Genomic DNA, 21,800 nt, shown 5'->3' on the forward strand with positions numbered 1-21,800 from the left:
TCTACCAGCCCGCCTCGCGCAGCGCGGCTCGCGCCTCGTCGCGTGCCGAGTACTCGGTTCGGACCCCGCGAATCTCCCGGTAGTCCTGGTGCCCCGGACCGGCCCACAGGATGGAGTCGCCCTCCTTCGCGAGGCCCACAGCGTGACGAATGGCCTGCTCGGGCGGGCTGACCTCGTAGATCTCGGGGCGGTTGCTCGCTGCTCTCGCACCCTCGAGGAGCGTGCGGCGGATCGACACCGGGTCCTCGAACCGGGGGTGGTGGTCGGTGATGACGAGAACGTCGCACCCCTCGGCTGCCACACGCGCCATCTCGTGGCGCTTCGTCGCGTCGCGGTCGCCGTCCGCGCCGAACACCATGATCGTGCGCCCCGTGGTGAACCGACGCACCGCGGCGAGGGTGTTCTCGAAGGCGTCGGCGCTGTGCCCGAAGTCGACGTACACGCTCGGGCCGCGATCACCGGAGACGCGCTCGGTGCGCCCCGGCAGGTAGGCGTCTATCCCCCGGTCTGCGAGGGCGCGGGCGATGTCGTCGAACCCGTAACCGGCTTCGACGAGCATCACGAGAACGAGGCCGGCGTTGGCGGCCATGTGACCGCCGATGAGGGGGATGCGCGTCTCGAGCGCACGGCCGTCAGCGTGGCGGAGGCGGAAGCCGGTGTACGCGGCATTCTCCTCGGTCACATCGACGTGCCAGTCGGCATCGATGCCGGAACGGGAGGTGATCGTCGTGACGGGGATGCCGGCGGCCTCGACCACGCGGGTGCCGTAGTCGGAGTCGAGAGAGACGACCCCGCGACGACCCCGCTCCGCCGTGAAGAGCGGGAGTTTCGCGGCGAAGTACTCCTCCATGTCCGCATAGTCATCGAGGTGATCGTGGCTGAGGTTGGTGAAGCCCACGACGTCGAAGAGCACGCCGTCCACTCGGTGGCGGCTGAGAGCCTGCGCGCTGACCTCGACGGCCACCGCGCCCACCCCCGCCTCCCGCATGCGCGCGAGGAGTGCGTGGAACTCGGTCGCCTCGGGCGTCGTCAGTCGACTGACGACGGTGAGGCCGGCGATGTGCCGCTCGGCGGTCGAGCTCAGGCCCGTGACGACGTCGAGCTGCCGCAGAACGGCCTCGAGCAGATAGACCGACGAGGTCTTGCCGTTCGTGCCGGTCACACCGAACAGCTGACCCTCGAACTCGGAGGTGCGGTACACCCACGAGGCGAGAGCGCCGAGGACGCCTCGGGGGTTGTCGACGATGAGGATCGGGAGCCCGGAATCAGCCGCGATCTCTCCTCCCGGCACGTCCGTCACGAGCGCGACGGCGCCAGCGGCGCGCGCATCCGCCGCGTAGGACGCCCCGTGGGCGTGAGCGCCGCGCACACCGACGTAGACGTCGCCGGGGAGCAGATCGGTCGTGCTCAGCGTGATTCCCGTGAGTGTGACCCCCGAGAGATCCCCCCGGCTCTCGAGGCCGAAGTGCGCGGCGAGCTCGGCCAGCTCGCGCACGGGAGGGTGCTCCGGCCGCAGAACGGGTGGCGTACGACCGGACAACGGAACCTCGTTTCGTGAGTGGCGGCTACCAGGTCAGAGGATAGGCGGTCGCCTGCTGCGTCGACGGCGGCACCCGATAGGTCTTGAGCACCTGCGTCATGATCGTGCGGAACGTCGGTGCCGCCGCTGCGGACGTCTTCATCGTATCGGGGCGCACGTAGGTGACGACGACGACGAACTGCGGGTCATCGGCGGGCGCCATGCCGGCGACCGAGACGATGCGCTCATCTCCGTAGCCACTGGCGTCCGCCACCTCTGCCGTGCCCGTCTTGGCCGCGACTCGGTATCCGGGAATCTCCAGAATCGGGCGCAACCAACCCTCCGTGACGACCTCTTCGAGGATGCCGACCGTCGCGCGCGCCGCATTCTCGGAGACCACCCTCGTGGGCTCGGTGGCGGCGACATGCGTCGTCGAGCCGTCGGCGTGGTCGCAGCCCGTCACGAGCGTGAGCGGCGTGCGCACGCCGCCGTTCGCGATGGCCTGGTAGGCACTCGCGACCTGGGCACTCGTGGCCGTCATGCCCTGACCGAACATCTGGGTCACGGCACTGTGACCGTCGATGCTGTCCGGATCCCGCACGCTTCCGCTGGCCTCCCCGAGGAAGCTCACCCCGGTGCTCTCACCCAGGCCGAACCGCGTCAGGTAGTCGTAACGCTGCTGCAGGGAGAGTCGCTCGCTCAGCACCGCTGTGCCCGTGTTCGACGAGTTCATGAGCACGCCAGCGGAGGTGAGCCGCAGATCGCCGTGATCCCAGGCATCGCCGATGCGATAGGAGCCGATCGTCGGGTAGGAGCGCGGGGCGATGACCTGGTCGGAGGGCGTGGTCACCCCCGCGTCGAACATCGCGGCGAAGCTCAAGGACTTGATCGTGGACCCCGGTTCGTAGGGGGCTGCGAAGATGCGCGACCCGCGGTCGTCGGACTCACTGCCGTCGACGTCGTTGGGGTCGACCGAGGGCCACTCGGCGGCCGCGATGATGTGGCCGTCGTCGACGCTCACGACCATCGCGGTCGCCCAGTCGGCGCCGATCCTCGCACCTTCCTCGGCGATCGCCTGCTGCGCGAACCACTGCACGTCAGCGTCGATCGTGAGGTGCAGCGTGCCGCCGTCGACGGGCTCCTGCTGCACGATCGTCGTGCCGGGAAGCCGTACCCCGTCGGCACCGCGCTCGTAGGTCGAGGAGCCCGGGCTCGACGCGAGGCACTCCTCGAGGCCGAGCTCGAGGCCCGCGAGCGGGCCGTCCGTGCCCATGAAACCGACCAGATTGCCCGCGACCTGGCCGTTCGGGTAGGTGCGGCTCGGAACCCTCTCGGAGTAGACCCAGGGCACGCCGAGATCACGCACCGCCTGGAAGACATCCGTCTCGACACCGCGCACGAGGTACGCGTGATCGTCCTCGGGATCCTCGGCGAGCTCACCCTCGATGAGAGCGAGCATGGCGGCAGGATCCTCGCCCGTGATCGCGGCAATGCCCGTGAGGGCCTCCCACACCGTGCGCGTCGTGCGCTCCCCGGTCTCCTCGTCGAGCGTGTCGTAGTCCTTCACGAAGCGCGGAGAGACCGTGATGTCGTAGCGGAACACCGAATCGGCGAGCACGGCGCCCCGGCGATCGACGATGTCGCCTCGAGCCCCGTGGAGGGCCACCGGAATCGAGCGACGGGCTTCAGACTCCTGGGCGAGCTGCTCGGCACGGACGACCTGGATGTCGACGAGGCGGACGCCGAAGGCTGCGACGATCGCGACGACGACCAGAATCGTCGCAGCCAGTCGTCGCCGCGTTCTGCGCTGCTCGCTCACGTGCGCCCCCTCCCCCGTCGCGCGGTCCGCATCAGCGCGTGACCGGTGAGGGCAGCGACCCTGCGAAGCCCGGTTGCGCTGATTCGGAGGCTAACGACCCCGGCAGCGGCGGCGTCGACGCCACGCCCGACGCACCCCCGTCCGCTCCCGGGGTCGCGAGCTCCATGTCGGCCAGCAGCACGTTGCCGATCAGGGTGTCACGGCCATCGAGCACCCCCGCGCCCGCGCCAGCGGCGACGGGCGCTCCCAGAACTGTCGCGTCAGCGAGCCGCAGGTAGGCGGGGCTCGCATTGGAGACCATTCCGAGGGATTCCGCATTGGCCGCCAGGTACTGGGGCGACCGCAGCGCGTCGAGCGACTCGACGAGCACCTGAGCGTCCCGATCGAGTTCCGCGGCCTGCGTCTTGAGCGCCGAGATGCGGTAGGCGCCCTCGGAGAGGGTGATGCTCAGGAGCAGCTGGGTCACGAGGATCGCGAACACCCCGATGACCGCCACCGCGGCGTAGACGACGCGAGGTCGACGGCGCCGACGCTCGCTCGGCGCGATGACCGGTGCGAAGGTGGGAGAGGTGCGACCGGGAGCACTCCGTGCGACCCGCCCGGCGGTGGACGGGGCGAAGGCCGGTGCCGCGCTCATGCCGCGTTCCTCACGCGCTCCGCCGCGCGCAGGCGCACGGGGATGGAGCGGGAGTTGCTTTCGCGCTCGGCCACGTCAGCGAGCTCGGCGCCGCGAACGAGCAGTCGGAATTCGGGTCGGTGCTCGGGCAGCTCGACGGGCAGTCCCTCCGGCGCCGTGGAGCGCGCGCGCGCCGCCAGCTCGCGCTTGACGATGCGGTCTTCGAGCGACTGGTACGCCAGAACAACGATGCGTCCGCCGACCGCGAGGGAGTCGAGCGCCGCAGGCAGAGCGGCCTCGAGCGCGGCGAGCTCGCCGTTGACCTCGATGCGCAGTGCCTGGAACACGCGCTTCGCGGGATGACCGGAGCGCTGCACGGCACGCGGAGTCGCGTCGATGATGAGCCGGACGAGCTCCGAGGAGCGCGTGAGCGGCCGCTCGGCCCGGGACTCGACGATGCGACGGGCATACCGCGGTGCGAGCTTCTCCTCGCCGTATGCGTAGAAGATGCGCCGCAGCTCCGCCTCGGTGTAGTCGGCGAGGACTGCTTCCGCGGTGATGCCGGTCGTGCGATCCATGCGCATGTCGAGCGGGGCGTCCTGCGAGTACGCGAAGCCGCGGTCGGCCTCGTCGAGCTGCATGGAGCTGACCCCCAGGTCGAAGAGCACGCCGGTCACGCGCTCGATCCCGAGGCTGTCGAGCGCCGAGCGAAGCCCCGAGTAGACGGTGTGCACGAGGTGCACCCGGTCACCGAAGCGCTCGAGCCGCTGGGAGGATGCGTCGAGCGCGGCAGTGTCGCGGTCCAGCCCGACGAGGGTGAGTGCGGGATGCCGCTCCAGCGCGGCCTCGGCGTGCCCGCCGAGGCCGAGGGTGGCGTCGACGAGAACCGCGCCATCAGCGGCGAGTGCCGGCTCGAGGAGGGCGAGGCTGCGCTCGAGCAGAACGGGAGTGTGCGACGAGGATGCGGTCATGGCGCTGCCGGTCTGGCGCGGGGCCCGGATCCCCATCCGTGCGACCTGGCACCGGGGAAGGTGCGCCAGGGCGTCTCACGGCTGGGAGTCCGAGTCACGCGATCAGAAGAGTCCGGGGATCACCTCCTCGTCGGTGTTGGCGAAGGCATCTTCCTTCTCGGCGTAGTAGCTGTTCCAGGCGGGGGTCGACCAGATCTCGGCACGGTCGCCGGAACCGATGACGGTGAGCTCGCGGTCCAGCCCTGCGTACTGGCGCAGCACCGCGGGCACGGTGACCCGGCCCTGCTTGTCCGGCTCCTCCTCGCTGACACCGGAGAGGAAGAAGCGCTGGTATTCGCGCGCCGTCTTGCTGGTGAGCGATGCCGTGCGCAGCTTCTCCAGGACGTCGCCGAAGGTGGCACGGCTGAAGACGTAGAGGCAGCGCTCCTGACCGCGGGTGAGCACCACGCCGTCAGCGAGCTCCTCACGGAACTTCGCCGGGAGGATGACCCGCCCCTTGTCGTCGAGTTTGGGGGTGTGCGTGCCGAGAAACATCGCCTGGTCCCCCTCTCATCTCCGGCCCGAGATCAGGTTTTCTCCACTTTACTCCACTTTTCCCCACCAAGTAAAGGATCGGGCCCAGAACAGACGACTCATTGCCCACTGTCACCAGTAATTTCCTAGGCTCATTCCGGTGGAGGGCAGTGGAGGGCCGTGGGACTTACAGGCGCGATCCCGGGTGCAACAGCCTCGGACGGCACACAAGAAGACCGGCCCGAAGGCCGGTCGCGACACAAGAAAGACCGGCCCGGAGGCCGGTCGCAGCACAAAAAAGACCGGCCCGGAGGCCGGTCTAGAGCGGGCGGATGAGGCCCGGTGTCAGAGGTGGTGGATGGTGGGGTGGAGAGTGGGGAGTTCGGGAGGGACTAGCCCTCGCGGCCTTCCTGTCGACGATCCCAGCGCTCGTTCATGCGCTCGGTCCACGAGGACCGAGCAGCGCTCGGGCGGGCCGCCCCGACCGCAGCAGGACTGCTCGGCGACTCGGCGGCGTCACGACGCCCCGGCGAGAGCACGATGAGAACGCCCGCGAGCATGAGGCCGAACCCGACGACACCGATCACGGCCAGCTGCGTGATGACGCCGGCGACGAGCGCCGCGACACCCGCGATGGCCAGGAGCGCTCCGACGACGACGAGCGTGTAGTTGGGCTTGCCGCGTCGACCCGCCACGGTCGCGACGAAATCAGCGTCGTTCTGATAGAGGTTGCGCTCCATCTCATCGAGAAGGCGCTGTTCCTGTTCTGACAGCGGCATAATGACCCCTTAGTGGCGACTCGTCGGTACGGAGATCCCCGTCCGCGCACATTCTACGGTCGCGCTCCTGGATAGGCTAGGCAGGTGCCTGAGAGATTGCGGTTAGTCGACGTCGTGCACGACCGGCTCGAGCAGTTCCTCGACGAACGCGCGACGCACCTCGGCACCATCGCAGAAGATCTCGAGCGCTTCACCGATGCAAGCCGTGATCTTCTGAGCGGAGGCAAGCGCTTCCGCGCCCTGTTCTGCTACTGGGGCTGGCATGCCGTCGCCGGCACCGTGAGGCCGGACGATCTGCTCGCCGAGCTCGACGAGCACCCGGATCTGTCGAGCGTCGTCGACGCCGCCGCGGGGCTCGAGCTCTTTCACGCCGCCGCGCTCGTGCACGACGACATCATGGACAGCTCTGACACGCGCCGCGGCATGCCCTCGGCGCACCGTCGGTTCGAGGCAGAGCACGCGCGCCGCCACTGGGTGGGCAGCGCGAGCGGGTACGGCACGTCGTCGGCACTGCTTCTCGGCGACCTCCTGCTGGGGTGGAGTGACGAACTGCTCGATGCCGGGCTCGCGCGCCTCGACGACCAGGACGCGGCCCGGGCGGCGCGGGCTGAGTTCCAGACGATGCGCACGGAAGTCACGGTCGGCCAGTACCTCGACATCCTCGAGGAGGTCGCGTGGCGGGACGCCGAGGATGCCGACATGCTGCCGCGCGCGCATCGCGTGCTCGTCTACAAGTCGGCCAAGTACTCGATCGAGGCTCCCCTCGCGCTCGGGGCGCTCATGGCGGGCGGGACGCTCGAGCAGGTGACGGCTCTGCGCGCGTTCGGGCTGCCGCTCGGCGTCGCCTTCCAGCTGCGCGACGACCTGCTCGGAGTGTTCGGCGACCCCGAGGTCACCGGCAAGCCCGCGGGCGATGACCTGCGCGAGGGCAAGCGCACGGTCCTCATCGCCCTGGCGCGCGACGCTCTACCCGGCAGCGCGGTACGGCTCATCGACGAGCTGCTCGGCGACCCCGAGCTCACCGAGCACCAGATCCGCACGCTGCAGGCGACGATTCGGGATAGCGGTGCCGTCGAGACGGTCGAGTCGATCATCGCGCGGTCGGTCACCGAGGCTCTCGCGGCGCTCGAGTCGGCGACCATCAGTCGCTCCGCCCACGCCGAGCTCATCGGTCTCTCCGATCTCGTGACGCGCCGCTCGCACTAGGAGCGCCGCGCGTCAGCGGTGCACGGCGCTCAGAAGGCGAGCGCCTGCGCCACCCGCCGAACCTCGGCCTTGCGGCCGGCGCGCAGGGCGTCGATCGGCGTCGCGCCCAGGGCGTCCTCCGGCTCGAGCATCCAGCGCATCGCCTCATCGTCGCTGAAGCCGCTGTCGGCCAGCAGCACGAGCGTGCCGCGCAGCTCGCGCACGGGCTCGTCGTCGAGGAGGAACGATGCCGGGACGACGAGGACGCCGTCGCGGCGCACCGCGAGCAGCTGTCGATCCTCGATGAGGCGGTGCACCTTGCCGGGGCTCAGCCCGAGAATCTCGACGAGATCGGGGATCGTCAGCCAGGTCGGAGAGTCTGCATGCACGGTTACTAGAGTGCCACGCGCTCGTGTGGATCGCGCCCCCGGCACGAATCGGATTCCCTGATCACATTCGTCACATCCTTCACATTGGCCACGACGGGTAGTAGCCTGGGCTGCGGACGGATCGGGGGATCCTCCGCGCCCCTCGGGGGCAACACGGGTGAGAGAGGCCAGCGCCACATGACCGACACGCACCTCGCTGCTGGCGGGCGGCACGACTCGCGCGGCTGCGATGCTCCCACTGATCGCGCGCACATCGTCTTCGCCGGCCTCGCCCCCCGCCACCCCATCGCGGTGACGAGCGCACCGCGCCCCGTCGGCATGCGCACGCGCACCGCCCTCTCGAGCTCCGTGCCCCTCGTCCTCACCGGAGCCATCGCCCTGGGGCTCGGCGTCGCGGGCCCCGTCGAGGCGGCCCCGACCCGCAAGCCCTCACCGCCGCAGCCTGGCCAGGCCCCTGCATCAGGAGGCTTGCGGGCGATGCTCTCCCAGTGGGGCGCCGCCATCACTCCCGGCGCCCAGAGTCTCGATGCGGTGGCCAGCTCGGCGGCTCCCGCCAGCTACCTCGTGCAGCCGGGAGACACCGTGAGCGACGTCGCCGCGCGCTTCGGGCTGCCCACCGCGGTGGTGCTCGCCCGCAACGGGCTGAGCTGGAAGTCCACGATCTTCCCGGGCCAGGTGCTCTCGCTCGGCGCCGACGGGGTCAAGCGTGCCGGCCGCCCGGCGGTGCTCGCCGACGGCGGGCTGTACGCCATCGCACGCGGTGACACGCTGTCGAGCGTCGCGCAGCGCTTCGGCATCTCCGTGCGATCGATCCTCGAGCGCAACGGGCTGAACCCCGCGAGCATCATCTACCCCGGCCAGAAGATCGTCATCCCCGGCCACAGCCCGCGAGACGCCGAGCCCCAGCTCGCCCTCGCCCAGGATGAGGGCGAGGGCGTTCCGGAGCTCACCCTCGCCTCGGCTGACTCGAGCACCGCCTCCGAGAGCACGGCCGCTCTCGCCGCCGCTCCCGACGTCTCGGCGCTCGCGATCGCCGAGCGTCCCGTGCTACCGGCAGCTCTGCCGCGCCCCGCAGCGCCCGCCCCGGGAGGCACCGCGCCGAGCGGCCCGCCGAGCGGTGGCGGAAGCGTGACCCCGCTCACGGGCGAGATGCGGGGCCACGCGCTGACGATCATCCAGGTCGGGCGCCAGCTCGGTGTGCCCGACTACGGCATCGTCATCGCGCTCGCCACAGCGATGCAGGAGTCCACGCTGCGCAACCTCTCGTGGGGCGACCGCGACTCGGTCGGCCTCTTCCAGCAGCGGCCGAGCTCGGGGTGGGGTACCGCCGCCGACCTGCAGGTTCCGAGCCACGCCGCCCGACTCTTCTACGTGGGGCGCAGCGGGTACACGCGCGGCTTGCTCGACATCCCCGGCTGGCAGGGCATGTCGCTCACGCAGGCCGCGCAGGCCGTGCAGATCTCCGCCTACCCGAACCACTACGCCAAGTGGGAGGCGAGTGCGTGGGCGTGGCTCTACGAACTCACGTGAACGCGCGCCGCCGAAGCGCCGTGCGCCTCCCCTGCTCGACCGCCTGACCGACCTACACTGGCGCGGTGACTGCCTCCCCGACCGACCCCCTCATCGGGCGTCTGATCGACGGTCGGTACCGCGTGCGCTCGCGCATCGCTCGCGGGGGCATGGCGACCGTCTACCTCGCCACGGATGAACGGCTCGAGCGCCTCGTCGCGGTCAAGATCATGCACGGCCACCTCGCCGACGACAGTCAGTTCAAAGAGCGCTTCATCCAGGAGGCGCGGTCGGCCGCTCGGCTCGCACACCCCAACGTCGTCAACGTCTTCGATCAGGGGCAGGACACCGAGTCGGCCTACCTGGTCATGGAGTACCTTCCCGGCATCACGCTGCGCGATCTCCTGAAGGAGTACGGCGCGCTGACACCGGCCCAGACGATGGACATCACCGAGTCGGTGCTCGGCGGCCTCGCCGCCGCGCACAAGGCAGGCATCGTGCATCGGGATCTCAAGCCCGAGAACGTGCTGCTCGCCGACGACGGCCGCATCAAGATCGGTGATTTCGGTCTCGCTCGTGCCGCCACCGCGAACACGGCGACGGGCCAGGCGCTGCTCGGCACGATCGCCTACCTCTCCCCCGAGCTCGTCATGCGCGGTATCGCCGACACGCGCAGCGACATCTACGCGGTCGGCATCATGATGTTCGAGATGCTCACCGGCGAGCAGCCCTTCAAGGGTGAGCAGCCCATGCAGATCGCCTACCAGCACGCCAACGACTCCGTGCCGGCGCCGAGCACCCTCAACCCCGAAGTGCCCGCCGAGTGGGACGAGCTCGTGCTGTGGGCCACCGCGCGCAATCCCGACGATCGCCCCACCGACGCCCGCGCCCTCCTCGAACAGGTCACCGAGACCGGGCGGGAGCTGCAGACCGCTCTCTCGGCGACGGGCGCGCAGAAGACCATGCTGCTGACCTCCCCGATTCCCACCACTCCCGCCGCGCTGACCGGGGACGACAGCGAGACTCAGGTGATCGGCGGAGTTCCCTCTCCGGCGACGCGCCCCACCACGAGCGCCGCCGTTCTCGCCGAACGCGGGTCCAAGGGGCGGCGGCGCGGGTGGCTGCTCTTCGCCGTCGTCCTGGCTCTGGCCGGCCTCGCGGGCGGTGTCGGCTGGTGGTTCGGCGCCGGCCCAGGCTCGACGGTCACGATCGAGAGCGTGCGGGGGCTCGGCGAGGAGGCCGCGCGCGAGGTCCTCGTCGAGCAGGGCCTCGTGGTCGCCGACACCGTCGAGGAGGCCTTCGACCCCGAGGTGGAGGCCGGACTCGTCGCGGGAACCGACCCCGAGGCAGGTACGGTCGTCGATCGCGACGCTGCCGTCACCCTCGTGATCTCGAAGGGCCGCGAGCCGACAACGGTCCCCGACATCCTGGGGCAGCCCGAGGCGGATGCCCTGCTCGCGCTCGCGGAGGCCGGCTTCGAGCCCGGCGAGAGCATCGAGCAGTTCGACAGCGACGTCGCCGACGGCTCGGTCGTCGCCCTGCTCGACGACGCCGGCGAGCCACTCGCAGCCGGGACCGAATCGTTCGTCGGCACGGCCGTGCAGCTCGTCCTGTCGGTGGGCGCGATCCCCGATGTGCGCGGACTCTCGGTCGACGGAGCGCAAGAAGCGCTCTCGGCACGCGGGCTCGAGGGGATCGTGGGCGGCGACCCCGAGTTCGACAACGAGGTCGCGGAGGGCGACGTGCTGCGCGTGGAGGCGATCGGCGAGGGACCTGTGCGCCCCGGCGACACCGTCACGCTCATCATCTCGCGCGGCCCCGACCTCGTGACGGTGCCCGAGGTCGTGGGGCTCAGCATCAACGACGCTGTCGATCGGCTGCGGGCGGAGGGCTTCGAGGTCAACCTCGACACAAACGTGCCACCCGGTCTGCGGGGCTCCGCGCTCGCTCCCGTGCAGTCGACGGACCCCGAGGGTGGCTCGCAGGTCTTCCGCAGCCCGCGCCCTCCGGTCACTGTGACCGCCCAGTACTGAGTCTCGTCTCAGGACCGGCCAGTCACGCGCTAGGAGTCGGCGCCGAGCTCCTCCGCCACGAGGAAGGCGAGCTCGAGCGACTGCATGTGGTTGAGGCGCGGGTCGCACAGCGACTCGTAGCGGGTCGCGAGGGTCGCCTCGTCGATGTGCTCCGAGCCACCCAGGCACTCGGTGACATCGTCGCCCGTGAGCTCCACGTGGATACCGCCGGGGTGCGTGCCGACGGCGCGGTGCGCCTCGAAGAAGCCCTTGACCTCGTCGACGACGTCGTCGAACCGTCGCGTCTTGTAGCCGGTCGGCGTCGTGAGGCCGTTGCCGTGCATGGGGTCGGTGACCCACAGCGGTTGGGCGTCCATGCCCGAGATCGCTTCGAGGAGCGGTGGCAGGGCATCCCGAATCTTGCCGGCACCCATGCGCGTGATGAAGGTGAGTCGGCCCGGCTCCCGATCGGGATCGAGCACGTCGATGAGTCGCTCCATGTCATCGGCGCTCGTCGACGGGCCGAGCTTGACGCCGATCGGGTTGCGAATGCGGCGGAAGAAGTCGACGTGCGCTCCCTCGAGCTCGCGAGTGCGCTCGCCGATCCAGAGGAAGTGCGCGCTCGTGTTGTACGGGGTGCCCGTACGGGAGTCGATGCGCGTCATCGGCCGCTCGTAGTCCATGAGCAGACCCTCGTGGCTCGAGTAGAACTCCACGCGCTTGAGCTCGTCGAAGTCTGCTCCCGCCGCCTCCATGAAGCGCACGGCACGATCGATCTCACGGGCCAGGCCCTCGTAGCGCGCGTTCGCGGGGTTGGCGGCGAAGCCCTTGTTCCAGCTGTGCACCATGCGCAGGTCGGCGAAGCCACCCTGCGTGAAGGCGCGGATCAGATTGAGGGTCGACGCAGCCGTGTGGTAGCCCTGCACGATGCGGCGAGGGTCGGCCTCCCGCGACTCGGGCGTGAAGTCGTAGCCGTTGACGATGTCGCCGCGGTAGGCCGGCAGCGTGACGTCACCGCGCGTCTCGGAGTCGCTCGACCGCGGCTTGGCGAACTGCCCGGCCATGCGGCCCATCTTGATGACGGGCATCGAGGCGCCGTAGGTGAGCACGATCGCCATCTGCAGGATCGTCTTGACGCGGTTGCGGATCTGGTCGGCCGTCGCGCCCGCGAAGGTCTCGGCGCAGTCGCCGCCCTGCAGCAGGAACGCGTCACCGCGCGCGGCGCGCGCAAGGCGGTCACGCAGCATGTCGACCTCGCCGGCGAAGACGAGCGGCGGGAGCGTTGCGAGCTCTGCGGAGGCGGCCGCCGCCGCGGTGGCGTCCGGCCACTGCGGCTGCTGCTTGATCGGCAGCGTGCGCCAGTGGTCGAGACCGCGAATCACGTCAGGGTCAGCGTGCACGACGGTTTCGTCTGGGTCGACCACCGGGAGAGTCCTTTTCGATGCGGGGGCGGGATGCACGGCGCAAGAGGCCGCGACTATCCAGCCTAGCGGGCCTTCGCCGGGCGCTTGTCCTTCACGCTCGTCGCGTACACGTCGCGGTACTCCTGGCCGCTCAGGCGGCCGAGCTCGTACATGATCTCGTCGGTGACCGAGCGCAGTACGAAGCGATCGGACTCGAGGCCGCTGAAGCGCGTGAAGTCGAGCGGTTCGCCGAAGACGACCCCAGGCCGCATGACCTTGGGCAGCTTCGTGCCGATGGGCATGACCTTCTCCGTGTCGATCATGGCCACGGGCACAACGGGCGCACCCGACTCGAGGATCATGCGCGCGACACCCGTGCGGCCCCGGTACATGATGCCGTCCGGGCTTCTCGTGCCTTCCGGGTAGATGCCGAGGGCGAGACCGTCGGCGAGCACGCGCAGGCCCGTGTTGAGCGAGGCCTCGGAGGCTTTGCCGCCCGAGCGGTCGATCGGCAGCTGCCCCGTGCCGACGAAGAAGAGCTTGGTGAGCCAGCCGCGCAGGCCCTTGCCCGTGAAGTAGTCGCTCTTGGCGAGGAACACCACGCGACGATCGAGCACGAGGGGCAGGAAGACGGAGTCGACGAAGGAGAGGTGGTTGCTCGCCAGGATGACGGCGCCGTCCTTCGGCACGTTCTCAAGCCCGCGCACCCACGGGCGGAACGCGGTGAGGATGATGGGCCCCACCACGAGGTTCTTCATGAGCCAGTAGAACATCGTCGCGCCCTCCCGTCGTCGCCGTAGGAAGCCTACCCGGCAGTCGGGTCAGGCTGTGGCCGCGTGGATGCGCGCCAGATCCGCCGCGCCGACGACACCGGCGTCGTTGACGAGCTGGGCGACGGCGAACCGCGGCTCGGGGTGGTAGCCGCGGGCGGGGAGATGCGAGAAGTAGGACTCGCGCACCGGATCGAGTAGCAGGTCGCCGGCGACAGCGACACCGCCGCCGAAGACGAACAGCTCGGGGTCGAGCACGGCGCTGAGGCTCGCGCACGCCTGGCCGAGCCAGCCGCCGAGCTGGCGCAGCGCCTGCAGCGCGCCGGGGTCGTGCGCGGTGATGAGCTCGGCGAGCACGCCGCCCGTGAGCGCGCCCGCTCGCGCCCGCGCCTCCTCGAGGCCGAGACCGATGCCTCCGGCATCGGCGATCTCGTTCGCCATGCGCAGCAGGGCACGGCCGGAGCCGTACTGCTCGATGCAGCCGCGAGCACCGCAGCCGCACGGCAGCCCATCCGGGACCACGCGAAGATGACCGAGCTCCCCCGCTGTGCCGAAACCGCCGCGCAGCAGACGATCGCCCGCGACCACGGCGCCGCCGACGCCGGTGCCGATAGTCAGCATGGTCATATGGTGCGCGTCGCGCGCGACCCCGAACCGGAACTCCGCCCAGCCCGCCGCGTTCGCGTCGTTGTCGATCGTGACGTCGAGGTCGATGCGCTCGCGAAGGCGATCCCGGAACGGCTCGTGCCGCCAATTGATGTTGGGCGCGTAGTAGACGGTCGACTGGGCCGCATCGATGAATCCCGCGGCCGCGACTCCCGCCGCGATGACCTCGTGGCCGACGCGGAGTCGCTCGATCATCGCCACGACGAGATCCATGATCGCCGCCGGATCGCCCGCGGGGGTCGGCTGACGCAGCTCCTCGACGATGCGACCGTCGTCGCTCACGAGAGCCCCGGCGATCTTCGTCCCGCCGATATCGATTCCGATGGAGTGCATGAGCGAAGAGTCTACTGAGCACAGGCCGTTGCCTCGCCCGCCCGCTCGCCCGGGTAGAGTGTGGGCATCAGTTGCCCGCCCACCGGTGCCAAAGGAGTTGCCGTGAAAGAATTCGTCGTCCCAGCAGTGGTGACCGCAGACCCCGACGCCAACGCGTCAGATCTGCTCGTCGATCGCGTCGCCCTCGCCCCAGAAGGTGCACTCTTCTCGCTCCCCACCGCCGACGGCGGGTGGAGCGACGTAACGGCGCGCGAGTTCCACGACCAGGTCGTCGCCCTCGCCAAGGGCTTCATGGCGGCGGGAGTGAAGTCCGGCGACAAGATCGGCTTCATGTGCAAGACGCGGTACGAGTGGACTCTCGTCGACTTCGCCACCTGGTTCGCGGGCGCCGCCCTCGTTCCCATCTACGAGACGAGCTCACCGAGCCAGATCCAGTACATCCTCGAGAACTCCGAGGCGAACCACATCATCGTCGAGACTGCGGAGCACTTCTCGCGCTTCGACGAGATCGCGGGCGATGTGACCGGCGTGGGCCACGTCTGGCAGATGCACCTCGGCGATCTCGAGAAGCTCGCGGGCTCGGGCCACGGCGTGAGCGACGAGGACCTCGAGACGCGGCGCACGACGGCGAAGGGTGCCGACCTCGCGACCCTCATCTACACCTCGGGATCAACCGGAACCCCCAAGGGGGTCGTGCTGACGCACTCGAACTTCGTCGAGCTTTGCCGCAACTCCGCGATCGCGATGAAGGAGGTACTCGCTCCGGGTGCTTCGACGGTCCTCTTCATTACGACGGCGCACATTTTCGCGCGCCTCCTCTCGATCCTGTACGTGCACGGCGGAGTCCGCGTCGGCCATCAGGCCGACACCACGCAGCTCATGCCAGCGCTCGGATCCTTCAAACCTACCTTTTTGCTCGTCGTGCCGCGTGTGTTCGAGAAGGTGTACAACTCCGCGGAGCAGAAGGCGGAGGCGGGCGGCAGGGGCAAGATCTTCCGCAAGGCGGCCGACGTGGCAGTCGCCCACTCGCAAGCGCTCGACACCGGATCCGTACCGCTCGGGCTGCGTCTGCAGTTCGCGCTCTTCGACAGGCTCGTCTACAGCAAGCTTCGCAGCGCCATGGGCGGTAACGTCGTATACGCCATCAGCGGGTCGGCGCCCCTCGGTTTGCGCCTCGCGCACTTCTTCCGCAGCGTCGGAATCAGGATCCTCGAAGGCTACGGGCTCACCGAAACCACGGCGCCGGCGACCGTGAATCTCGTGGACCGCTTCAAGATCGGCACCACGGGGCCGGCGCTCCCGGGCGTGGGCATCAGGATCGACGAGGACGGCGAGATCCTCGTGTCAGGCATCAATGTCTTCGCCGGTTACTGGAAGAACGACGCTGCGACGGCCGAGGTCATGCAGGACGGCTGGTTCCGCACCGGGGATATCGGTGCGCTCGATGACGATGGGTACCTGACGATCACAGGCCGCAAGAAGGAGATTCTCGTGACTGCGGGCGGCAAGAATGTCGCACCGGCCAGCCTCGAGGATCCTATTCGCTCGAACCCCATCATCAGTCAAGTGGTCGTGGTCGGCGACCAGAAGCCCTTCATCTCGGCGCTCGTCACCCTCGACAGCGAAATGTTGCCGACGTGGCTGAGCAATAATGACGAGAACCCCTCTATTTCTCTCGCCGATGCCGCCTCGAATCCCAAGGTCATCGCCGAGGTGCAGCGCGCCGTCGACGCGGCGAACAGCCGAGTGTCTCGCGCCGAATCGGTGCGCAAGTTCACCATTCTCGCGACCGACTTCACGGAGGCGAGCGGCCACCTCACACCCAAGCTGAGCATCAAGCGCCACGTCATCGCGGCCGACTTCGCCGACGTCATCGAGGGTATGTACTCCGGGTCTCCGCAGACGCAGGGCGTCTCCATCCAGCACTGACGCAGGACGTTCCCATGCAGCACTGAGAGTCGCAGGCTACGCGAATGATTCGGGTCAGCGCCCGAACCACTCCGCGTCCCGCACGGCGCGCATGGCCTCACGTTTGACGTCGGGCTCGAGGCCCTCGATGTAGAGGCGTCCGCGCAGATGGTCGGTTTCGTGTTGCAGTGCTTGCGCGAGCAGGCCCTCTCCGCTCAGCTCGACGGGCTCCCCCTCCAGATCGATGCCCGTGACGCGCGCCCAGGGGTGTCGCAGGCGGGGGAAGCCGAGCCCGGGAACGGAGAGGCAGCCTTCGTCGACCGGCTCGGCGTCGCCGCGCACCTCGGCGAGCTCGGGGTTGAGCACGTACCCGACGACTCCGTCGACGTTGTAGCTGAACGCGCGCAGCCCGACGCCGATCTGCGGCGCCGCGACGCCCGCTCGGCCGGGCACCTGGACGGTGTCGAGAAGGTCGGCCACGAGCATTCTCACGCGGTCATCGATCATCGTGATCGTGTCTGCGGGGCTGCGGAGGACGGGGTCGCCGAAGAGGCGGATGGGGCGGACGGTCACGTGCGGCTCAGACGCCGCGACGCTCGGGCATGCCCTCGGCGACGAGCGCGGCCAGCTCCCGCGCGGCCGAACGCGTGAGGGGACGCAGGGAGGCCCAGTTGATGACCGACCCCGAGGCGAGGTGCTCGTCATAGGGCATGCGCACGATCGCGCGGACGCGAGAGGCAAAGTGCGCCTCGATCTCCTCGAGCTTGACGAGGTTCGTGCCCTGCGTACCCGTGTTGATCGCGACGATCGCGGATCGGACGAGCTCGCCGTATCCGTTGGCCTCGAGCCAGGTGAGGGTCTCGGAGGCGAGCCGCGCCTCGTCGACGCTGCCGCCGGAGACGATGACGATGGAGTCGGCGCGGCGGAGGGTCGCGCGCATGACGGAGTGCACGATGCCCGTTCCGCAGTCGGTGAGCACGATCGAGTAGTAGCGCGCTGTGAGGTCGGCGACGACGTTGTAGTCGTTCTCGTCGAAAGCCTCGGAGAGCATCGGGTCGGTGTCGGAGGCGAGGATGTCGAGGCGCGTCTCGTCGCGGGAGACGAAGGTCGAGAAGTCGGTGAAGCCCGCGATGCTCGGCCCGCGGTTCACGAGGTCGCGCACGGTCGCGCGCGTCTGACGGGCGACGCGCTCGGAGAGCGTGCCGCGGTCGGGGTTGGCGTCGATCGCGACGACGCGGTCGTCGCGCACGTCGGCGAGAGCCATGCCGAGGAGGGTCGTCACGGTCGTCTTGCCCACGCCGCCCTTGCGGGTCAGCACGGGCACGAAGCGGGCGCCGCCGACGAACGGAGTGGCGATGCGCGCGTCGAGCTCTTTGCGCGCCCGCACTCGAGCAGAGTCGCCGACATGGACGAGGTGGAAGCTGAGCGTATAGGCGAGCCGCGGCCAGAACCCCTCCGGCGCCGGGCGGCGGCCGCGCGGGTGGTCGAGCAGGCGATCGGCGGTGAGCATGGCGGCCGTCTCGGGCCCCTCGCCCGTGCCGTCGAGGCGTTCGCGACGCGTCGTCGCCGAGGGCAGATCGAGAGCACCCGTGATGGGCTCCGCGGGCGTCACGGCGGCGAGGGCCTCGTCGGAGAGCGAGATGGTCGTCACGCCGGAGGAGAGAACCTGCACGACCGCGGGGTCGATCTCGTGCTCCGCGAGGGCGACAGCCTGCTCGTCCTCCGGCGCCTCATGCACGGGGGCCGGCAGTTCGACATCGATCGACATGCTCGGCGGCAGTGCCGCGGCGAGATCGCCGTCAGCGGTCGGCTCGCGCCCGTCGTCGACGGTGTACTCCTCGTCGACGCCGACGCGGGAGCCGCGCGACGATGTCGAGCGCTTGGCTGCAACCACGAACTCCCCCTCGGTCAGTGAACGTGCTCGGTCGGCGACCGTGACAGAACACCACAGTCTACCGCCCTCCGCACTCGCGAAGCGGAGGGCCTCTCGGGTACCGCTCAGGCGTCGCCGACGACGACGAGCAGGTCACCCGCCTCCACCTGCTGCGTGGCCGGCACTGCGAGCCGCGAGACCGTGCCGGCGACGGGCGACGTGATCGCCGCTTCCATCTTCATGGCCTCGATCGTGGCGACGCTCTGCCCCGCCTCGACCGTGTCGCCCTCCCCGACCTGCAGGGTGACGACACCGCTGAACGGTGCGGCGACATGGCCGGGCTGCGCGGGGTCCGCCTTCTCGGTCTTGGTGCTCTCGACCTCGATCGATCGATCGCGCACGAGCACCGGGCGCAGCTGGCCGTTGAGGGTCGCCATGACGGTGCGCATGCCCTTCTCGTCCGGCTCGCTGATCGCTTCGAGGACGACGAAGAGGCTCACGCCGGTCTCGATCTCGATCGTGTGCTCGACGCCGGGCTGGAGCCCGTAGAGGTAGTCGGGGGTGCGCAGCACCGAGAGGTCGCCGTACTGCTCCCGCACCTGCAGGAACTGCTGGGTGGGCTGGGCGAAGAGCAGCTGGTTGAGCATGAGGCGCCGGTCGTCGGTCTCCCCCGCGAGCTTGGTTCGCTGCTCATCGGTGAGCTCCGTCACACCGACCTTCGGCGTGCGGCCCTCGAGCACCTTGCTGCGGAAGGGCTCGGGCCAGCCGCCGGGCAGGTCTCCGAGCTCTCCCGCCATGAACCCGATGACCGAGTCGGGGATGTCGTACTTGCCGGGGTTCTCCTCGAAGTCGGCCGGGTCGGCTCCCGCCGCGGCCATCTGCAGGGCGAGATCGCCCACGACCTTGCTCGACGGCGTGACCTTCGTGGGGCGCCCCAGGATGCGGTTGGCCTCGGCGTACCAGTCCTCGATGAGCTCGAAGCGGTCGGCGAGGCCGAGCGCGGTCGCCTGCTGGCGCAGGTTCGAGAGCTGACCGCCGGGGATCTCGTGCTTGTAGACGCGCCCGGTCGGGCCGGCGAGACCCGACTCGAAGGGCTTGTAGGCCCTGCGGACGGCCTCCCAGTACGGTTCGAGATCGCTCACCGCCTGCAACGGGATGCCCGTGTCGCGCTCGGTGTGCGCGAACGCCGCGACGAGGGCGGAGAGCGGCGGCTGGGAGGTGGTGCCCGCCATGGGCGCGCTCGCGGCATCCACCGCGTCGGCGCCCGCGCGCGAGGCGGCGAGCAGGGTGGCCAGCTGGCCGCCGGCGGTGTCGTGCGTGTGCACGTGCACGGGCACGTCGAAGCGCTCGCGGAGAGCGCCGACGAGCGTCTCGGCCGCGCTCGCGCGCAGCAAGCCCGCCATGTCCTTGATGGCGAGGATGTGCGCGCCGGAGTCGACGATCTGCTCGGCGAGCCGCAAGTAGTAGTCGAGCGTGTAGAGGTCTTCGGCCGGGTCGAGCAAGTCGCCCGAGTAGCACATCGCGACCTCCGCGACCGTGGAGCCCGTGCCGAGCACGGCGTCGATCGCGGGGCGCATCTGGTCGACATCGTTGAGTGCGTCGAAGATGCGGAAGATGTCGATGCCGGTCTCGGCCGCCTCGGCCACGAACGCGTCGGTGACCTCGGTCGGGTACGGCGTGTAGCCGACCGTGTTGCGTCCGCGCAGCAGCATCTGGATCGCCACGTTGGGCAGCGCTGCGCGCATGGCCGCCAGACGCTGCCACGGGTCCTCGCCGAGGAAGCGCAGGGCGACGTCGTAGGTCGCTCCACCCCAGGCCTCGACGCTCAGCAGCTGGGGGGTCATGCGGGCGACGTGCGGCATCACGGTCGTGAGGTCGGTCGTGCGCACGCGCGTCGCGAGCAGCGATTGGTGAGCATCCCGGAATGTCGTGTCGGTCACGGCGAGAGCGGTCTGCGCGCGGAGGTCCGCCGCGAACCCGGCGGGACCGAGTTCGAGCAGGCGCTGACGCGAGCCGCTCGGGGCCTCGGCCTCCAGGTCGACGGTCGGGAGCTTCACGGCCGGGTCGAGGATGCCCTCGCCGGGGCCGTTCGGCTGGTTCACCGTGACATCCGCGAGCCAGGTGAGCACCTTCGTGCCGCGGTCCTTCGAGGGGTTGGCGGTCACGAGCTCGGGGCGCTCGTCGATGAACGAGGTGCTCAGGTCGCCCGCGATGAACTCAGGGTCGTCGAGCACGGCCTGGAGGAACGGGATGTTCGTGGTCACGCCGCGGATGCGGAACTCGGCGAGTCCTCGCCGAGCGCGCGAGACGGCAGCGGCGAAGTCCCGGCCGCGGCACGTCATCTTGGCGAGCATCGAGTCGAAGTGCGGAGAGATCTGGGCGCCGGAGGCGATCGTGCCGCCGTCGAGCCGCACTCCCGCACCGCCGGGCGAGCGGTAGGTCGTGATCTTGCCCGTGTCGGGGCGGAAGCCGCTCGCCGGATCCTCGGTCGTGATGCGGCACTGCAGGGCGGCGCCGCGCAGATGGATCTGCTCCTGCTGCAGCCCGAGCTCGGCAAGGGACTGGCCGTAGGCGATGCGCATCTGCGACTGCACGAGGTCGACGTCGGTGACCTCCTCGGTCACGGTGTGCTCGACCTGGATGCGCGGGTTCATCTCGATGAAGACGTGCTCGCCCTTGCGCTCCCCCGCCGTGTCGAGGAGGAACTCGACCGTGCCGGCGTTGACGTAGCCGATCGACTTCGCGAACGCGATCGCGTCGCGGTACATGGCCTGACGCACGTCCTCGTCGAGGTTCGGCGCCGGGGCGATCTCGACGACCTTCTGGTGCCGTCGCTGCACGGAGCAGTCGCGCTCGAAGAGGTGCACGGTCTCGCCGCTCGAGTCGGCGAGAATCTGCACCTCGATGTGACGGGGGCGCACGACGGCCTGCTCGACGAACATCGTCGCGTCGCCGAACGCGCTGTCGGCCTCGCGCATAGCGGCCTCGAGCGCTTCCTTGAGGTCCTCCCGCTTCTCGACACGGCGCATCCCTCGACCGCCGCCGCCCGCGACAGCCTTCGCGAAGATGGGGAAGCCGATGTCGTCGGCGGCGTCGAGGAGCACCTGCATGTCGGTGGTCGCCGGGGACGACTTCAGCACGGGCACACCCGCGGCGATCGCCTTCTCCTTCGCCGTGACCTTGTTGCCCGCCATCTCGAGCACCGAGCGGGGCGGCCCTATGAAGGCGATGCCCGCGTCGGCGGCCGCCTGCGCGAGGTCGGGGTTCTCGCTGAGGAAGCCGTAGCCGGGGTAGATGGCGTCGGCACCCGATTCCTTCGCCACACGGATGATCTCGCTCACGTCGAGGTACGCCCGCACGGGGTGGCCCTCCTCGCCGATCTGGTACGCCTCGTCGGCCTTGAGTCGATGCATCGAGTTGCGATCCTCGAAAGGGAAGACGGCGACCGTCTTCGCGCCCAGCTCGTACGCGGCGCGGAAGGCGCGGATCGCGATCTCGCCGCGGTTGGCTACCAGGATCTTGCGGAACATCTTGT

The 21,800-nt window shown here is 69.7% G+C and carries 17 protein-coding genes; 4 read left to right on the plus strand and 13 right to left on the minus strand.

Going from position 1 to position 21,800, the window contains the following annotated elements; translation table 11 throughout:
- Position 1 precedes the first annotated feature (1 nt).
- The 6 genes from HUJ41_RS06985 to HUJ41_RS07010 all read right to left on the minus strand — a co-directional run bounded on the left by HUJ41_RS06985 (position 2) and on the right by HUJ41_RS07010 (position 6,217).
- The gene (locus HUJ41_RS06985; protein WP_179871948.1) at positions 2-1,540 is read right to left on the minus strand and encodes a Mur ligase family protein; all 1,539 of its coding nucleotides are present in this window, start codon (positions 1,538-1,540) and stop codon (positions 2-4) included.
- Between the two features lie 25 nt (positions 1,541-1,565).
- Positions 1,566-3,338 carry a peptidoglycan D,D-transpeptidase FtsI family protein gene (locus HUJ41_RS06990; protein ID WP_224744397.1) on the minus strand — a complete coding sequence of 591 codons (1,773 nt, stop codon included), beginning with the start codon at positions 3,336-3,338 and terminating at the stop codon, positions 1,566-1,568.
- 31 nt (positions 3,339-3,369) lie between these two features.
- The gene (ftsL, locus tag HUJ41_RS06995; protein WP_179871949.1) at positions 3,370-3,975 is read right to left on the minus strand and encodes a cell division protein FtsL; all 606 of its coding nucleotides are present in this window, start codon (positions 3,973-3,975) and stop codon (positions 3,370-3,372) included.
- The gene (gene rsmH, locus HUJ41_RS07000) at positions 3,972-4,925 is read right to left on the minus strand and encodes a 16S rRNA (cytosine(1402)-N(4))-methyltransferase RsmH (RefSeq protein WP_179871950.1); all 954 of its coding nucleotides are present in this window, start codon (positions 4,923-4,925) and stop codon (positions 3,972-3,974) included. Before rsmH ends, ftsL begins: the two co-directional genes overlap by 4 nt.
- Positions 4,926-5,027: 102 nt before the next feature.
- Positions 5,028-5,459 carry a division/cell wall cluster transcriptional repressor MraZ gene (gene mraZ, locus HUJ41_RS07005; protein ID WP_179871951.1) on the minus strand — a complete coding sequence of 144 codons (432 nt, stop codon included), beginning with the start codon at positions 5,457-5,459 and terminating at the stop codon, positions 5,028-5,030.
- Between the two features lie 371 nt (positions 5,460-5,830).
- A complete protein-coding gene (locus HUJ41_RS07010; protein WP_179871952.1) occupies positions 5,831-6,217 on the minus strand; it encodes an SCO2097 family morphological protein in 387 nt (128 codons plus the stop codon).
- An 84-nt stretch (positions 6,218-6,301) separates the two neighbouring features.
- Between HUJ41_RS07010 and HUJ41_RS07015 the strand changes: the two genes are divergently transcribed.
- On the plus strand, positions 6,302-7,423 hold the full coding sequence (locus HUJ41_RS07015) for a polyprenyl synthetase family protein (protein ID WP_179871953.1): 1,122 nt from the start codon (positions 6,302-6,304) through the stop codon (positions 7,421-7,423).
- Between the two features lie 29 nt (positions 7,424-7,452).
- Here the strand turns inward: HUJ41_RS07015 and HUJ41_RS07020 are convergent, their stop codons facing one another.
- Positions 7,453-7,791: an Rv2175c family DNA-binding protein gene (locus HUJ41_RS07020; RefSeq protein WP_246299182.1), complete on the minus strand. Its 339-nt coding sequence runs from the start codon at positions 7,789-7,791 to the stop codon at positions 7,453-7,455.
- Positions 7,792-8,268: 477 nt separating this feature from the next.
- Here HUJ41_RS07020 and HUJ41_RS07025 point away from each other — a divergent pair, with 477 nt between their 5' ends.
- Positions 8,269-9,321 carry a LysM peptidoglycan-binding domain-containing protein gene (locus tag HUJ41_RS07025; RefSeq protein ID WP_431356483.1) on the plus strand — a complete coding sequence of 351 codons (1,053 nt, stop codon included), beginning with the start codon at positions 8,269-8,271 and terminating at the stop codon, positions 9,319-9,321.
- Between the two features lie 65 nt (positions 9,322-9,386).
- Positions 9,387-11,333 (plus strand): Stk1 family PASTA domain-containing Ser/Thr kinase, encoded by a 1,947-nt coding sequence (gene pknB, locus HUJ41_RS07030; RefSeq protein ID WP_179871954.1) that lies wholly within the window; start codon positions 9,387-9,389, stop codon positions 11,331-11,333.
- Positions 11,334-11,362: 29 nt separating this feature from the next.
- On the opposite strand, the gene HUJ41_RS07035 is transcribed toward pknB, so the two are convergent.
- The 3 genes from HUJ41_RS07035 to HUJ41_RS07045 all read right to left on the minus strand — a co-directional run bounded on the left by HUJ41_RS07035 (position 11,363) and on the right by HUJ41_RS07045 (position 14,484).
- The gene (locus HUJ41_RS07035) at positions 11,363-12,736 is read right to left on the minus strand and encodes a class II 3-deoxy-7-phosphoheptulonate synthase (protein WP_431356460.1); all 1,374 of its coding nucleotides are present in this window, start codon (positions 12,734-12,736) and stop codon (positions 11,363-11,365) included.
- A 62-nt stretch (positions 12,737-12,798) separates the two neighbouring features.
- Positions 12,799-13,488 (minus strand): lysophospholipid acyltransferase family protein, encoded by a 690-nt coding sequence (locus HUJ41_RS07040; RefSeq protein WP_179871955.1) that lies wholly within the window; start codon positions 13,486-13,488, stop codon positions 12,799-12,801.
- 48 nt (positions 13,489-13,536) lie between these two features.
- Complete coding sequence (locus HUJ41_RS07045) at positions 13,537-14,484, minus strand: ROK family protein (protein WP_179871956.1); 948 nt, start codon at positions 14,482-14,484, stop codon at positions 13,537-13,539.
- A gap of 102 nt (positions 14,485-14,586) precedes the next feature.
- Between HUJ41_RS07045 and HUJ41_RS07050 the strand changes: the two genes are divergently transcribed.
- Positions 14,587-16,413: an AMP-dependent synthetase/ligase gene (locus HUJ41_RS07050; RefSeq protein WP_179871957.1), complete on the plus strand. Its 1,827-nt coding sequence runs from the start codon at positions 14,587-14,589 to the stop codon at positions 16,411-16,413.
- Positions 16,414-16,467: 54 nt separating this feature from the next.
- Here the strand turns inward: HUJ41_RS07050 and HUJ41_RS07055 are convergent, their stop codons facing one another.
- The 3 genes from HUJ41_RS07055 to HUJ41_RS07065 all read right to left on the minus strand — a co-directional run bounded on the left by HUJ41_RS07055 (position 16,468) and on the right by HUJ41_RS07065 (position 21,795).
- Positions 16,468-16,965: a peptide deformylase gene (locus HUJ41_RS07055; protein ID WP_179871958.1), complete on the minus strand. Its 498-nt coding sequence runs from the start codon at positions 16,963-16,965 to the stop codon at positions 16,468-16,470.
- 7 nt (positions 16,966-16,972) lie between these two features.
- Complete coding sequence (locus tag HUJ41_RS07060; RefSeq protein WP_224744400.1) at positions 16,973-18,286, minus strand: MinD/ParA family ATP-binding protein; 1,314 nt, start codon at positions 18,284-18,286, stop codon at positions 16,973-16,975.
- A gap of 104 nt (positions 18,287-18,390) precedes the next feature.
- On the minus strand, positions 18,391-21,795 hold the full coding sequence (locus HUJ41_RS07065) for a pyruvate carboxylase (protein ID WP_179871959.1): 3,405 nt from the start codon (positions 21,793-21,795) through the stop codon (positions 18,391-18,393).
- Positions 21,796-21,800 lie beyond the last annotated feature (5 nt).

The sequence above is a fragment of the Microcella indica genome (assembly GCF_013414345.1).
GTDB lineage: Bacteria > Actinomycetota > Actinomycetes > Actinomycetales > Microbacteriaceae > Microcella > Microcella indica.